13 protein-coding genes and 1 pseudogene are annotated in these 14,435 nt (G+C 52.8%); 1 reads left to right on the top strand and 13 read right to left on the bottom strand.

Annotated features, from left to right (window positions below):
• Positions 1-200: 200 nt before the first annotated feature.
• From MKZ07_RS05960 to MKZ07_RS05915, 10 genes are all read right to left on the bottom strand, one after another.
• Positions 201-1,592: a sensor histidine kinase gene (locus MKZ07_RS05960; RefSeq protein ID WP_076153973.1), complete on the bottom strand. Its 1,392-nt coding sequence runs from the start codon at positions 1,590-1,592 to the stop codon at positions 201-203.
• Entirely contained in the window at positions 1,589-2,305 is a 717-nt protein-coding gene (locus tag MKZ07_RS05955) for a response regulator transcription factor (protein WP_156949604.1), read from the bottom strand. Before MKZ07_RS05955 ends, MKZ07_RS05960 begins: the two co-directional genes overlap by 4 nt.
• Before the next feature lie 70 nt (positions 2,306-2,375).
• Complete coding sequence (locus MKZ07_RS05950; RefSeq protein WP_036694044.1) at positions 2,376-3,191, bottom strand: NmrA family NAD(P)-binding protein; 816 nt, start codon at positions 3,189-3,191, stop codon at positions 2,376-2,378.
• A gap of 49 nt (positions 3,192-3,240) precedes the next feature.
• Positions 3,241-3,693, bottom strand: a complete 453-nt coding sequence (locus tag MKZ07_RS05945) for a MarR family winged helix-turn-helix transcriptional regulator (RefSeq protein ID WP_036694047.1) — start codon at positions 3,691-3,693, stop codon at positions 3,241-3,243.
• 171 nt (positions 3,694-3,864) lie between these two features.
• Positions 3,865-5,055, bottom strand: coding sequence for a metallophosphoesterase (locus MKZ07_RS05940; RefSeq protein ID WP_200869197.1), 1,191 nt, complete (start codon positions 5,053-5,055; stop codon positions 3,865-3,867).
• A 93-nt stretch (positions 5,056-5,148) separates the two neighbouring features.
• Positions 5,149-5,826, bottom strand: coding sequence for an HIT domain-containing protein (locus MKZ07_RS33525; protein ID WP_084648881.1), 678 nt, complete (start codon positions 5,824-5,826; stop codon positions 5,149-5,151).
• Positions 5,827-5,944: 118 nt separating this feature from the next.
• A complete protein-coding gene (locus tag MKZ07_RS05930) occupies positions 5,945-6,358 on the bottom strand; it encodes a bacteriohemerythrin (RefSeq protein ID WP_084648882.1) in 414 nt (137 codons plus the stop codon).
• Between the two features lie 120 nt (positions 6,359-6,478).
• On the bottom strand, positions 6,479-7,384 hold the full coding sequence (locus MKZ07_RS05925) for an NUDIX hydrolase (protein ID WP_341025064.1): 906 nt from the start codon (positions 7,382-7,384) through the stop codon (positions 6,479-6,481).
• A gap of 191 nt (positions 7,385-7,575) precedes the next feature.
• Positions 7,576-8,439 carry a cation diffusion facilitator family transporter gene (locus tag MKZ07_RS05920; RefSeq protein ID WP_341025062.1) on the bottom strand — a complete coding sequence of 288 codons (864 nt, stop codon included), beginning with the start codon at positions 8,437-8,439 and terminating at the stop codon, positions 7,576-7,578.
• Between the two features lie 420 nt (positions 8,440-8,859).
• Positions 8,860-9,363 carry a ferritin gene (locus tag MKZ07_RS05915; protein WP_036694058.1) on the bottom strand — a complete coding sequence of 168 codons (504 nt, stop codon included), beginning with the start codon at positions 9,361-9,363 and terminating at the stop codon, positions 8,860-8,862.
• 115 nt (positions 9,364-9,478) lie between these two features.
• Between MKZ07_RS05915 and nagZ the strand changes: the two genes are divergently transcribed.
• Positions 9,479-10,819, top strand: coding sequence for a beta-N-acetylhexosaminidase (nagZ, locus tag MKZ07_RS05910; RefSeq protein WP_341025060.1), 1,341 nt, complete (start codon positions 9,479-9,481; stop codon positions 10,817-10,819).
• A gap of 135 nt (positions 10,820-10,954) precedes the next feature.
• Here the strand turns inward: nagZ and MKZ07_RS05905 are convergent, their stop codons facing one another.
• The 3 genes and pseudogenes from MKZ07_RS05905 to MKZ07_RS05895 all read right to left on the bottom strand — a co-directional run.
• Positions 10,955-12,055 (bottom strand): efflux RND transporter periplasmic adaptor subunit, encoded by a 1,101-nt coding sequence (locus MKZ07_RS05905; protein WP_036694060.1) that lies wholly within the window; start codon positions 12,053-12,055, stop codon positions 10,955-10,957.
• A 27-nt stretch (positions 12,056-12,082) separates the two neighbouring features.
• Positions 12,083-13,471: an ABC transporter permease gene (locus tag MKZ07_RS05900; RefSeq protein WP_063829005.1), complete on the bottom strand. Its 1,389-nt coding sequence runs from the start codon at positions 13,469-13,471 to the stop codon at positions 12,083-12,085.
• 251 nt (positions 13,472-13,722) lie between these two features.
• Positions 13,723-14,418 (bottom strand): annotated as a pseudogene (locus MKZ07_RS05895) (ABC transporter ATP-binding protein); the annotation flags it as partial.
• Positions 14,419-14,435: the final 17 nt, after the last annotated feature.

The following is a 14,435-nucleotide window of genomic DNA, read 5'->3' as shown; positions in this document are numbered from 1 at the left end:
TATATAGATTGAATATAGACGCTTCCAAAACAGATGGTAGGCGCAACTGCGGTGAATATTGGACTTACGGCCGCTGTTGTTCCCAGATTTCTTGATTTATACCACTGTTCGTGGTGGAAATCCGGGAACAAAGGCAGTCGCTACGCTCCTACAGTTCCAAATTCCCCTCCGTTGCTTTCATCTATTTTATGAATGACTAATCAATCTATATCGTTAGGGTAGCGGGGCAAAGAAACAGTGAACGCAGTTCCTTCCCCTACTGTGCTCGTCACCTCAATGGTTCCGCCATGCGCCTGGACGATCTTTTGGGCAATCGCCAGCCCCAGCCCGCTGCTGCCCGGCTCACGGGAGCGCGACTGATCCACCTTGTAGAACCGGTCAAAGATCATCGGCAGCTGCTCTGCCGGAATGCCCGCACCGTTGTCGGTCACCGTTACAATACATTGCTGGCCCTCCACATAGGCTGCAATGCTGAGGGTCCCGCCCGCCGGAGTGTATTTGATCGCATTCGTCACCAGATTCATCCACACCTGATAGAGCAGATTGGAATCGCCCGTAAGTGTGATGTCTGCGGCATGCAGCCGTACCGCCAGCTCCTTCTCCGTAAGATGCCACTCCATAATCTGAATTACCTGGCGCAGCTGGGCGCGCAGATCGAAGCTTCTTTTCTGCAGAGCATGCTCGTCATAATCCAGTGAGGACAAGGTAAGCAGCTGCGTGCTGAGCATGGACAACCGCCGGCTCTCATCCCCGATAATGGACAGATACTCCAGACGCTGGACTTCCGGCAGAGTACCGTCCTGGAGCGCATGGGCGAAGCCCTGAATTGAGGTTAGCGGTGATTCAATCTCATGCGAGACATTGGCGACAAACTCCTGTCTTGCCCGGTTCGTGCGCTCCAGCTCGCGGCTCATCGTCATGAAGTGAGATGCCAGTTGTCCGATCTCGTCGCGGCGTGCGGTGTAGAGCTTGATGTCGTAGCGCCCTTTGGAGATTAGGAGCGTGGCCTCGGTCAGCCGGGTGATCGGTCGCACCACATGAAATACAGTAATCAGCATGAACCACAGGCTTAGTAGAATAATGACCCCAATGATCACGACAAAAAAGATCCGCAGCTCCCCGAACTGCACCTGAGCATCCGGACGCATGAATAAGGCATAGGTCTCCCCGTTAATATGAACCGGCACCCCAATGGAATTGCTGAGCTGATTATCGAAAAAGCCTGTCACGAACAGCTGGCCGGGGAAATTCCCCACCCCATGGTAGATCTCCCCGTCCAGCACACTGCGCAGCGCCTCCTCCTTGAGGTCATTTTTGCGAAAAGGCAGGCCGTAGAAGCGTTCTTCCCCGTCAGCGTTGACCAGATACATCTTATACCCCAGGGAAGCTGTACTCAGTAGATATTCTTCCACCGCATCCGGGTGATCCTCGATGAACTGCTGCAAACCTATGGCCATCCGGGTCAGCTTGGCATCATTTTTCGGCTTGACTTGGGACTGGTAATACAGGTTGGAGACCAGAAATCCCAGCACACTGCTGATCATAATCACCGAGCAGAAGATGATACTCATCCGTACATAGAGCGATCTCATGAGTTCACCATATCCACTTTGTAGCCAATTCCCCGGACCGTGCGGATGACAAAATCATTCTGATATTCGCTGAACCGCTGGCGCAGGCGCTTGATATGCACATCCACGGTCCGCTCGTCCCCTTCGTAATCCGCCCCCCAGACCAGCTCAATCAGCTCACCGCGCGTGAACAGGCGTCCCGGATATTGCGCCAGCTGAGCCAGCAGCTCGAACTCCTTCACCGGCAGCAGGAGAACCTCCGTCCCGTCACTGATCTCGTAATTCTTACGGTCAATCACCAGCGAATTCAGGCGGATCCGGTCATCGGAGGCGATGGAATAACGGCGGAACAAGGCCTTGATGCGAAAGAGCAGCTCCTCCGGCTCAAAAGGCTTGGTCACATAATCATCCGTCCCGTGCAGATACCCCTGCTCCTTATCACTGAGCTGCTGACGGGCCGTCAGCAGAATGACAGGAATATCGTAGTTTTCCCTTATGTATGCACACAACTCCAATCCGTCCATATGCGGCATCATTACATCCACCACCGCCAGATCGACCGTCTGCTCCTTCATGCGTGCCGCTGCTTCCAGCCCGTCTCCGGCTTCTATCGCTTGATATCCCTCTCTGGTAAGAACATGCCGCAGCAGCGTGCGGATATGAACATCGTCGTCGGCTACCAGTATCTTTTTCAACTTACATACGCTCCCTCCGGCTTGCCTGATCAATGTCATCATACTAGCAACAAACCCAGCTCAAGACAATAGGACTTCACCTCAACAATCTCTATTAAGTCAATACATTCTACACTATAAAGGGGAGAATGCTGTCCCTCAGCGGGGTGACCGGTCTGCCCATAAGCCGCTCCAAATCCCCGGAGGTGGAAGCCGTATCCAGCTTGCGGAGCCAAGTGTATATCCAGTGCTGAACACTCGCATCCTGAACATGTACAACCGGCTTCCCGGCAACCTCAGTCAACACTTCAGCCAGATCTGCGAAATCCCAGGTTCGGGAAGCAGCCAGCTCATAAACCTGATTGCCGGACTCTCCACTCCCAAGCGCAGCAGCCGTAGCCAGAGCCAGGTCTGCGCGTGTTACCGAATTGAACCTCCATTCTCCCGGCGCCGTAGCCAGCTGTCCACTGGAGATCGCTTCCTTCAGGCCCAGTACTCCTAAGAAATCCATATACAATCCGTTACGCAAAAAGGTATAGCCCAGCCCGGACTCTAGGATCGCCTGTTCCGTCAGGGTGTGCACATTGTCAGGCTTACTACTATCTGTACTGTGCTGCGAAAAAGCAAAACCTGTATAAAGCAGCTGCCGGACCCCGCCTCGCTTCGCTGCATCAATAACCCGCTTATGCTGGGCGAGACGCACATCATCATCTGTATGCGAACTGGAAATCAGCAGCAGCCGGGAAATCCCGTGGAAGGCTTCATCCAGTGATTCCGGCAGGTCGTAATCCACCTTACGGACTTCAATTCCAAGCTCCCGGAAAAGAACCGCTTGCTCCATCCTGCGGACCCCGGCAACGATCTGCCGGGCCGGCAGGCGCTGACGTAACTGTTCAATAATCAGACGCCCCAGCTGACCGGCAGCCCCTGTAATCATGATTGTCATAATTGATTCCTCCTAAATCTTATCGGGTAACGAGCAGCAGCTTGAGCTGCTAACCTTGTCCCCGGACCAGCTTATTCAGTAGCTCCAGCAGCAGGTGCAGCTCCGTCTCATTCAGCCGGTTCATTACCTCCGAAACTGCTTCCCGGTTCCCCGGCAGCTGTTCCAGCAGCAGGTTCTTACCTGCATCGGTCAGCGAAATGACTGTCTTACGTCCATCCTGTGCGTGAGCCGCCCGCGTAATATAACCATCCTTCTCCAGCGGAGTCAGCAGCAGGCTGATGTTGGCTTTGGTTACCGTGATTCGCTCAGCAAGCAGTGAGGGCAGGATCGATCCCCCGTGCTTCGCAATCTCAACCAGCACGCGGATTCTTGCCCCGTTCAGCCCCTGCGCCTGCCAGTATTTCTCGGAGACGGCCACAGTGCCGGCAGTCGCTCCCACCAAGGCGAAGAAAACCTCATTTTCAAGCGGCAGCTCAAGCACAACCTTTTGTAAATCATCCATGCGGTAAGTTCAACTCCATTTAGTTAATAGCTTAACTATATCTAAAGAAAGATTAGCTGATTCCATCAGGATTGTCAAAAGAATTGCAGCAACTCCCCCAAAACCAAACAAAAACCCCCTACCCTTCCTAAGGAAGGCAGAGGATTTGATACAGCTACATGCAAGTTTACGTTAGATCAAAACAGGCTTAGCCGCAGGTGACACCTTGTCTTCACCATAGCTCATACTGCCATCCAGCACAAGCTCCAGCTTAATCAGCTCCGAGCGGCTGGCCAGCCGGATCGGCGGTCCCCAGGTTCCGTAGCCGGACGAGACGATGACATGCAGCTTGTTTTTGAGCAAATAGCCCCAATCCAGCTCGAACAGGCGACGGGTAATCCAGTGATTCGGTGCAATCTGCCCCCGGTGGGTATGACCCGACAGCAGCACATCTACTCCAGCCTCTGAAGCAATTCCGAAGCCAGTAGGCTGATGATCCATCATCAGGATCGGCTTGCTGCGGTCAAGTCCCGTAAGTAGGTCTTCCACGCTGAGCCGTCCACCGGCCTCCATAGCTTCAGCAGTCTTGTCTTTGCGCCCAACCACGTAGACTCCAGATGTCTCTACCACCTCATCCTGTAACACCTGAATACCGACACTCCGCATAACCTCCGTATACTGCGCAATCGAACCGCCGTAGTATTCGTGATTGCCCAGCACAGCGTAGACCCCATAACGTGCCTTCAACTGCTTCAGCTGCTGCTCCATCCCATTGCGGAGAAAAGGCTCAATGCTGTCATCCAGCACATCTCCGGCCAGTAGAATGATATCCGGGTTCATCGCGTTCATCTCCCTGACCATTCTGCGCAGATGGCGGTTGCCGACAATGTTACCCAGATGCAGGTCGGAGGCTACCGCTACTGTCAGCGGTACGCTGGTTCCGATGGATTTTCCCACCTTAAGCCGGTGGGTACGCACCACAGTACTCCAGGCATTGCGCGATCCCCAGATCAGGAAGACGGCGAGCAATACCAGCACTGTAGTCCCGGCTTCTGTGACGAATGCGGAGAGATTCGCGCCTGCGAGCGCCAGTACACCATAGAGCAGATCGGTCAGCGGCAGCATGATCACGGCGAACTCCATACAAGCCAAATAATATGAGCCGATCACCTTGAACAACCTGCCTACCGGTCTGAGCGCCTGCGGCAGCGGCACCCGTCCAATCATATAAGAGAAGGAAATGACAAGAAAGACAGTCCAGTACACAGCAGTATTCATCCCCGGCAGCCATGCCTGGAGCAATACGGACAGATGCCATCCAATATAGACATTCACCAGTCCAAGCACCAGCACCATGACCGCAGCCCCGGCCAGCATCCGCATGTTTTTCACTTCATCCCACTCCCTTAAAGTAAGTTTCTATCCTATCTACTTCAAATCATAACACAAAGTATTCACCAGGTATAAACTGTGCCGTCAACCTGTGATAAACTTGCGTGCTTCCTTAATTTCTTCAACCGATAAGCCAGTGGCTTCGGAAATGGTTTGCAGGTCTATGCCGCGGTCTAAAAGCCGGATAGCTATTTCTCTGCTTGAATCCGTTCTACCCTTTTCTTCGGCACTTTCAATACGGGAATGCTCATCACTCAGCGCCTTCATTCGGACATCATAAGCCATTCGCGCTGCCGCGTCCTGACTTAGAAACTCTAGCGTGTCCATCGCTTTTTTCAGCATCGGTTCTTTCTCCTCCAACGCTTCTACCATTCTTTGTCTCGTCTCGCCAAGCCGTTGCCCGGCTCCATCCGGGTGCAACGGTTCTCCCCACAATAGCCCGTCCCCCTCGTATCTGGGAAGCACATGCATGTGGTAGTGGGTCAGATCGTTGAATTTACCGCCATCAGCAATGATTCGGATCCCATCCGGCTGGTACAGCCGTTTGAGCAGCGCAGAGAGCTTCTGTGAAGCGTCCATAACGGCGTGGGCAGTTTCCGCATCCATCTCATCGACGTCCCAATAGTGCCTTTTCGGCAGAATCAGAGTATGGCCTTCATTGAAAGGATCGATATCGAGTACACAGGTGATATATTCATTCTCATAAACAATATTCAGGCCGGGTTCCACCCCGTTCGCAATTCTGCAGCCCAGGCAATCCATTGTAATCCCCCTCTCGAATAGGCTGAGCACCTTCCCGTCCGCTCATTTAAAAAGGAATGTTAAAGCTGCTTATAAAAAAGAAAATGCCTCGCGGCATCTCCATGTTCCCATTGTTCAGTTAGACCGCCTGGTTCCCCTTGGCAGCGATGCATTCACCGATTAGCTTGTCGCATTTATGAATATGATTGATCAGCCAGTCTGTGAGCGTCCGGTTCAGCTTGATTGTGGATAATACGGATACCCCTTTGGTCTTAACCGTCTCCTCCAGTTCCAACACTGTCTGCACGAACTCAGCGTGCGTCTTCTGATGCTCCGTCAGCTCGGGAAAGTCGATATCCTTCATCAGCTGCTCTTCACTGCTGAAATGCTCCACGGTATAGTCCTTGAGGAACTTCAGCGTTTCTTCGATCTTTTCTTTGCCCTGCTGGTTGCTGCAGGCTTCAAAAAAATCATTCAGCTTCACCAGCAGCTGTCTGTGCTGACAATCAATCTTTTCTACTCCGATATCATACGAATCTTTCCAGCTAATCATAGGCTCACCCTGTCCTTTACCCTAAACACAATAGTAAAAATATAACTTATTGTCTGCTTTTCCCTATGAAAGTTCTATTAAGAACATCACAGGGCGGCGTTGCCAGACAGGAGAGCAGTCTCAAAATAAATTCCACTCCCGGTTATACCGGTACAGCTTCGAGGGACGGTGTCCGGCATCCCGGGTGCTCTGATCCGTCTCGATGACCCGCTCTGCGATTTTGCGGCGGAAAGCGGCGGCGAGCAACTCCTTGCCGAGGATGATCTCATATACACGCTGCAACTCGGATAAGGTGAACAGCGGCGGCATGAGATTGAAGATAATATCCGTATATTCCGCCTTGCCGCGCAGACGTTCGATGGCATACTGCACCATGAGCAGATGGTCAAAAGAAAACCCCGTGCTGCGCACGATCTCACGGCTGACCTGGCGGACATGCCCCTGAATAGTCTCCGTAAGCTTCACCACCCCGCTTAGCTTCTCCTGCTCATTCTCCAGTATAATCTCCACCAGTGTCTCCTGACGGACATCCTGCTCCAGCACCTCGCGGCGGGTCTCCAGAATGTGGTATGAGACGTCGAACCAGGCGGCTGCGGCTGCATCATCCCCTGCCTGTACGTCCAGAGCCTTGCGGTCCACGAGCGCCATGTAGGAACAGCTGATCACCCGCATCCGCGGATCACGGTCTACCTCGCCCCAGGTATACAGCTGCTCCATGTAGATGTTATTGATATTAGTCTCGCTGTACAGCTCCCGGCGGGCTGCCTCCTCTACGCTCTCACTGATCCCTACGAACCCTCCAGGCAAGGCCCATTGTCCCAGAAACGGATGTTCCCCGCGCTGAATCAGCAGCAGTTGCAAAGACTTATCTGCCAGCTTGCGGTAGTTATCCTGCTCCTGCTCCATTACGGTGAAGATCAGCATATCGACGGTGACAGACGGACGTTCGTAGTTGCCGGCATTATAATTTTTCAGGAATTGCTCCTCGTTTAAGCTGTTGGGGTCGGTGACTGGTTGATTTGGCATGGATATTCTCCTTGTCTTGAATCGATTAATAGGAATCGGTTGTTAATAACATATTGATATTATATACATGTTAAGGGAATGCGGGCAAGTCTGCCGGGAGGAAGAGCAATCCCCCCCAATACAGCACAAAAAATCGCCTCACCCGAAAGCAAGGCAATTCATGTAACCTATTCTTGTTGTGCACCTGTTGATCACATCGGTTCGATATGGACTAGCACGGTAGCGACCTGATGACGGTCCTTGAGCTGATCTTCGATCTCCTCCGTAATATCGTGACTCTGCACCACATTGAGACTGGAATCCACCAGCACTGTAGTATCGACCAGCACATTATTGCCGTGAATACGGGCCTTGATATCCTTAATCGACTCCACACCTTCAATCTCAGCGACCGTCTGCTTCATCTGCTCAAGCTTACCGGCATCGAAGCCATCGGTGAGGTCATGTGTAGCTTTGCGGAAAATATCCCAGGCTGTCTTGCAGATCAGCAGTCCGACAATCGTGGCTGTGAGCGGATCTAACCAGGGAATTCCGAACTGTGAGCCGATAATGCCGACGAAGGCTCCCATGCTGACCAGCGCATCCGAACGGTTGTCCTGCGCCACTGCATGCATTGCATTGCTGTTCAGGTTGCGGGCAAGCCTGATGTTATAACGGTAGACTGCGATCATAGCCACAGCACAGGCAGCTGCCGTCCACGCGGCGATCAGATCAGGGGTCTCCAGCACAGGCTGAATGAATTTGTTCACACCCTGATAGAGCACTTGGAAGCCTACAGCAATCATGATAAAAGAGGCGACCAGTGCGGCAACTGTCTCTGCTCTGAAATGACCATAGCTATGATTGGAATCCGGGGGTCTGCGGGAAATCCTAAGCCCGGTCAGGATAGCCAGAGAAGCAATAATGTCGGTGCTGTTATTCAGCCCGTCAGCAAGGAGAGCCTGAGAGCCTGACACCGTTCCTATGAATAATTTGACGGCAGATAAGAGTATGTATGCTAATAGACTTAGCCATGCTCCTTTTTCACTTTGTTTGATATCGCTGTAATTTTCCAAGAAAAAGGACCTCCAAAGATTAGTATTGTTCCATACTACACGCTGAGTTACGGGTGGGTCTAGAGAAACAGTGTTGCCGGACAGCGCAAGAGTTAACCCCGCTAAATAGAGTTGGGAACCCGGAAGTAAGTTGCAGCCCCCAACATTCTTTGCCCTTGTTCAACTTTGCAGTTCATCTGCTGCTGACAGGCCGTGTAACTTTTCTTGCAAAACGTAGTCTAACTATAGGGTGACCCTAAGCCGGCCAAGTGGAAACGGCATTGCCGTCCTTTGAAAGGACGATACCGTTTCAGCGAGAAATAGAAGGATAATTTATCGTGTGCAACATATAAATTCTTCTATTTGCACAAAAATAAGCGGCTTCCCCTCTTCAGGAGAATGCCGCTGAGCTTACGTATGATCGCTTACACTGGCTGTCTACTACTCCGCTGGAGGAGTAAACGAACGTGCTGCAAATTCTGCATCCAGCATATAGAAGGCGTTGCTGTCGGTTTCGATCCGTTTGAGCTTGGCGATAATGTTGCTGAAGAGCGCCTCCTCTTCCACCTGCTCATCAATGAACCATTTCAGGAAATAGATCGTCGCATGCTCCCGTTCATCCAGGGCCAGATCCGCCAGATGATAGAATTTCTTCGTATTCTGCTGCTCATGCGCGAAGGCATGCTCGAACGCATCCAGCATAGAGCTATACTCATTGTTCGGTTCAGGCATTGCCGCAAGGGTTGCCCGATAATCACGGTCATTCAGGAATTTGTAGATCTTCATGGCATGGAACCGTTCTTCTTCAGCCTGCACCAAAAAGAAATTGGCGAATCCGTCCAGGCTCTCACCGGAACAGTACGCAGCCATCGCAAGATAGACATGCGCAGAATAGAATTCGAAATTCATTTGTTCATTAAGCGTGTTCATTAATTGCTCTTTCATTGACAGGTCACCTCATCCTATAGTATTGATTATGCTTGATGCAGTTCTTATGTAATATCTTGTTCATTCTATCATTCTTATCCGCCAAACCGCAATCGAAAGGAAGATTCCCGCGATGAAATGGTTCAGCCTTCAGAAGATAAACAATAATCCACTCCGCCACTCTCTCCTCCCCCTCGCCGCCTCCGCCTGCCTGCTTCTGGCAAGCGGCTGTGAGGGGAATGGAAATTCCGCACAGGTTAGTACCAATACCGGCTCCACCCCTGCTGCGTCAGCAGCCTCTCCGGCCGCCGTACAGACACCAGGAGCAACCGAAGCAGAAGCGACACCGTCACCTGAGGCTTCGGCCACTCCTGACCCCGTCTCCCGGAAGCTCTCCGGAATGACCCTGGAGGAGAAGATCGGGCAGATGCTGCTGGTCGGCGTCCAAGGCAAAACAGCAGGTGCTGAAGCGCGGAAGATGATTGCCGAAGATAAGGTGGGCGGAATCATTCTGTATTCGGGTAATGTCGGCAACTTGAAGGAGCTGGTGCAGCTGACCAACGCCTTGAAGCAGAGTAATTCGGGGAATCCCGCGCCGCTGTTCATTAGTGTCGATCAGGAAGGCGGCAAGGTCAGCCGTCTTCCTGATGACTACGCCGCCTTCCCCTCGAACGCTGCTGTCGGCAGCGGAGACGATACCACAGCTGCCGGAACGATGGGCGAGCTGCTCGGACGGGCGGTGAAATCCTCCGGCTTCAATATGGACTTCGCGCCGGTGCTCGATATCAACAGTAACCCGGATAATCCGGTAATTGGTGACCGTTCCTTCGGCAACAGCGCAGAGCTGGTCACCCGGCTAGGCATTGCCGAGATGAAGGGGCTTGAGCGCGCAGGCGTCATTCCCGTGGTCAAGCATTATCCAGGCCATGGCGATACCTCGGTAGACTCACACCTGGAGCTGCCTGTGATCAACAAGACAGAGACCCAGCTGGCAGCACTGGAATGGCTGCCATTCCAGGCAGCGATCCGGGAGAAGGCCGATGCTGTAATGGTGGCCCATATTCTATATCCGAAGCTCGACCCGGACAAGCCAGCGTCTCTGTCCCAAGTGATTATCGGCCAGCAGCTGCGCGGGCAGATGGGATACGAAGGGGTAGTCATTACGGATGACATGACCATGGGCGCAATCATCAAGAATTACAGCCTCCCTGCTGCGGCAGTAGAATCCGTATTGGCCGGCAGCGATATCCTGCTTGTCGCCCATGAATACAAGAACGAGCAAGCCGTACGCGCCGCACTGCTGGACAGTGTCAAGAACGGCAGCGTCTCCGAAGCCCGGATTGACGAGAGTGTCTACCGGATTCTGTCGCTGAAGGCCAAGTATCAGTTAACGGACGAAGCAGTGCCCTTGCCTGATCTTACTGGCCTGAACAGTGACATCCAGGCTTGGCGTAAGCCGTTCATGCGGAAGTAATAATGTTCAAATCGTTCAGCAACAAGTGTACAAAATCCAACTGCTGCCCTCCACTCAGGCTACAATCCACAGAAAAGCCCCAAATCCGGTTATTACCCGGGTTTGGGGCTTTTAACTGCTGTCAACTACTGCTAACTATTGCAGAACCACGGTGTCTCCTGCCTTCAGTCCCGACAGCACCTCTGTTTTATCGGTCGTTTCCATTCCGGTCTTGATCTCTTTGCGTTCGTACTGGCCGTTTCCTTTGTCCACCATAACGAAGGCTAGATCCCCTTCACGGATGACGGCGATATTGGATACAACTACCGCCTTCTCTTTGCGCGAGGTCTCGACGTCTCCGCTTAGGCTAAGACCGCCCATCAAATGCTCGTCCGGCTGCATAGAGATGACCACCTCGAATTGCGGAAGCTGGCCGGCTGTGTTCTGTCCGGTGGTCGTCGTGGCGAACTTGGCCACTCCGGTTACCTCTCCGTTCAGGACCAGGTCTTTGACGGCAGTCATCTTCACCTTCACCTTCATGCCTTTTTTGATGCGGAAGATGTCCTGCTCCCCGACCTGTGCAATGAACTCTACCTTGTTCGTGTCCACAATCTTGCCGATGTACTGATTGTCAGTGACGGTCTGTGGCCGTTCCTTGCTGCTGTCGAAGAGGAAGATGCCGTTCTCCGGTGCATGGAATACCGCAGTGTTCAGCTTCGTCTTCTTCTCCGCAAGCTCTTTGGCTTGAATCTCGGCATTCACCTGGTTCAGCTCATCGCTTAGACGGGCGGTTTCCTGGGCAGCCAAGGCCTTCAGCCGTTCCGCTTCTGTTCCGGCCGGGGCCGAGGAATCATCCTCCTGCTGGCTGACAAAAGCGTTCAGCTCCCCCTCCAGCTTCGCCTTACGGGCAGTCGCCTCCGCCGTAGCAATCTCATTACGGAGTGTGCTCTGGTCCAGGGTGAAGAGCACCTGGCCCTTCTTCACCTGCGCCCCGTTCTCCACCTTCCAGGAAGTCACCTTGGAAGCAAAGGGGGCATACACCAGCGTCTCCTGCTGATATTGCGATCTGCCTTTGATCTGCACTGTGCTGGTTAACGTCTCTTCCGTTACCGGGAAGCTGATTACCTGCATCGGTTCAGGCGGGAGATCGGCGGTCTCATCAGCCTTGAAGAATTTGGTATATCCGAAATAACCGGCAGTTCCGATGATACCTAAGATTATGATCCATTTCAGGCTCTTCTTTAGAGTCCTCTTCATTGTTTCGGCTTCCTTTCTAGCTTAGGGTTAGTCTCGTTTAATAGCGGTTAATGCATCGGTTCTGGAGGCGCTGATCGCCGGATAGATCCCCGACAGCACACCGGTCATAATGGCAAAGGACATTCCGACCGGCAGATTCATCACCGGAATGAAGAAATTCATCCCCTCCCCTGCGCTGCCTACCAGCTTGTTAAGTGCCATGACAATTAAATAGGAGAAAGCGACACCCAGCATACCCCCGAGCAGCCCCAGAAGCGCTGCTTCGGTAATAAACATGTTACGGATCTGCCCCATGTTAGCTCCCAGAACCTTCATAATCCCGATCTGGCGCCGCCGCTGATGGGTGGACATAGTCATGGCTACTATAATCGAGATGGAGGCGATGATCAGGATGAATACCCCGATGCCGAGCGCCGCCATTTTGATCATATCAAATTGCTCCTTCAGCATCTCCTGCTGGTACAGATTATCTTGAGCGTTCAGAGTCAGCTTCTGAATCATCTGCTCCACCGGCTTGATGTTCGCCACATCGTCTACTTTGACCGTAACCGAATTGTAGCTTCCTTCCGGCGGGAGACTGAGTGAACTGGAAGTAGAATTATCGAAGGTCAGCTCCTTGGCGAGCTGCTGGGCGGTCTCCGGCGACATATACATAATCTTGTCGTACGAGGCCCGCTGATCATCCATTCCCTTGGGAAGCGCCAGAATGCCGCCGACCTGAAGCGGCGAGCTAAGCTTGATTGTCTGTGAAGTAGAACTGTAATCCTGAGCCTGAATCTGGACCTGCTTACGGTACAACTCGGACGGCACAGTGGACAATTTCTCATACTGCTGATACAGCTCGGGGTTATACGGTCCGCTGCTCATCTGCTCGAACAGCTTCTCCCGGGTCTCCAGGTCGATCAGGCCCAGGGTAGCCCCGTGATTAAGCACTATCGTTCCAACCTGGTCGTTCGCCCCGCCCTGTTTGAATTTGTGATCATAGGCTGTCAGCTTCTGGAGATCAGTCACCACAATCTTCACATCCGAGATCTTGTTGTCTACCGTTAGTAACTGGAGATATCCGGCCTCCTGAAAAGGCGAAGCCGCCTTCACATGGTTCAGTCCGCGGATAATCTCCAGCTTCTGGTCAGTCAGCTTGCCCTGATCAAGGTTCTCGGCCCCACCTCCCGATCCGCCGCCTGCGCTCTGGCCGCCGTTCGACGGAATTCCTCCGCCCGGCTGGACCATAATCTCATCCATTTTGAAGTTGGCATTGACTTGTTCCGTCACATAGACCTGTGCAGACTGGCCTACGCTCAGGGCCACAATAATGGCTGCGCAGCCGATGGATATCCCGGTCATACACAGACCTGTAACCACCTTGCGCCGTTTGACCTGTTCCCAGGCCATCCGTGAAATGTCTCTGATCTTCACGGCTTCCCTCCCTCTGCAGGATCAGCTTCCGCAGCGGTCTGGTGTTCAGGTTCCTCAGCCGGCGGATCTTCATCCGCTCCTGCTGTCTGCGGCTCTACAGCTTCCTGTTCAGCTCCTGCAGCTAATTGTTCTTCAACCTCTACCATGGTCTGCGGTTCAGCTTCCTCAGCAATTTGCTCTTCAACCTGTACTTCTGTCTGCAGCTCAAGCTGCGGTTCTATCTGCGGTTCTATCTGCGGTTCTATCTGCGGTTCTATCTCTGCTTGCGGTGCTGTCTGCGATTCAGTGACCAGGAAGCCGTCCTTCAGCGTAAAAATCCGCTGCATTTGTTCAGCCACCTTATATTCATGCGTAACAACAATAAATGTCGTCTTCATCGTCCGGTTCAGGTTCAGCAGAATGCTGATAATCTCTTCCTCAGTCTTGGAATCCAGATTCCCCGTCGGTTCATCGGCGAAGATGACCGACGGCTCTGTAATCAGTGACCGGGCGATACTGACACGCTGCTGCTGTCCCCCGGAGAGCTGCGAGGGGAAGAGATCCGCCTTGTCAGGAATCCCTACCTGCTCCAGCAGTGCAAGCGCCTTAGCCTTACGGGCCCTGGGAGAGACCGACTGGAAGACCAGCGGGAGCTCCACGTTCTCACGGACCGTCAGGCTGGTAATCAGCTCATACGCCTGAAAGATGAATCCGATGTTCTTGCGGCGGAACTCGGCAAGCTTATTCTCGCCCATCTTCACAATATCCTGATCAGCAATGTAGATATGACCTTCTGTGGGCTTCATCAAGCCGGCCATCAGATTGAGGAGCGTTGACTTCCCGGAGCCTGAACTGCCCAGCAAAGCTACCATTTCTCCTCTTTTGACGGCGAAATTGATTTTATGAAGAACAGAGGTCCATTCATTACCGCTTTTGTACGAATGCGTAATATCTTCAACACGCAACATGGAAGCTGCTCCTTTTT

The organism is Paenibacillus sp. FSL P4-0338, from assembly GCF_038002365.1.
Classification (GTDB): domain Bacteria; phylum Bacillota; class Bacilli; order Paenibacillales; family Paenibacillaceae; genus Paenibacillus_AQ.
The sequence above is the reverse complement of the archived record's forward strand: the minus strand, read 5'-3'. Positions and strand labels throughout refer to the sequence as shown.

Bases quoted from the DNA above. Each gene is read 5' to 3' on its own strand.
- MKZ07_RS05960 (WP_076153973.1), bottom strand. From the start codon at position 1,592: ATGAGATCGCTCTATGTACGGATGAGTATCATCTTCTGCTCGGTGATT.
- MKZ07_RS05955 (WP_156949604.1), bottom strand. From the start codon at position 2,305: ATGACATTGATCAGGCAAGCCGGAGGGAGCGTATGTAAGTTGAAAAAG.
- MKZ07_RS05950 (WP_036694044.1), bottom strand. From the start codon at position 3,191: ATGACAATCATGATTACAGGGGCTGCCGGTCAGCTGGGGCGTCTGATT.
- MKZ07_RS05945 (WP_036694047.1), bottom strand. From the start codon at position 3,693: ATGGATGATTTACAAAAGGTTGTGCTTGAGCTGCCGCTTGAAAATGAG.
- MKZ07_RS05940 (WP_200869197.1), bottom strand. From the start codon at position 5,055: ATGCGGATGCTGGCCGGGGCTGCGGTCATGGTGCTGGTGCTTGGACTG.
- MKZ07_RS33525 (WP_084648881.1), bottom strand. From the start codon at position 5,826: ATGGATTGCCTGGGCTGCAGAATTGCGAACGGGGTGGAACCCGGCCTG.
- MKZ07_RS05930 (WP_084648882.1), bottom strand. From the start codon at position 6,358: ATGATTAGCTGGAAAGATTCGTATGATATCGGAGTAGAAAAGATTGAT.
- MKZ07_RS05925 (WP_341025064.1), bottom strand. From the start codon at position 7,384: ATGCCAAATCAACCAGTCACCGACCCCAACAGCTTAAACGAGGAGCAA.
- MKZ07_RS05915 (WP_036694058.1), bottom strand. From the start codon at position 9,363: ATGAAAGAGCAATTAATGAACACGCTTAATGAACAAATGAATTTCGAA.
- nagZ (WP_341025060.1), top strand. From the start codon at position 9,479: ATGAAATGGTTCAGCCTTCAGAAGATAAACAATAATCCACTCCGCCAC.
- MKZ07_RS05905 (WP_036694060.1), bottom strand. From the start codon at position 12,055: ATGAAGAGGACTCTAAAGAAGAGCCTGAAATGGATCATAATCTTAGGT.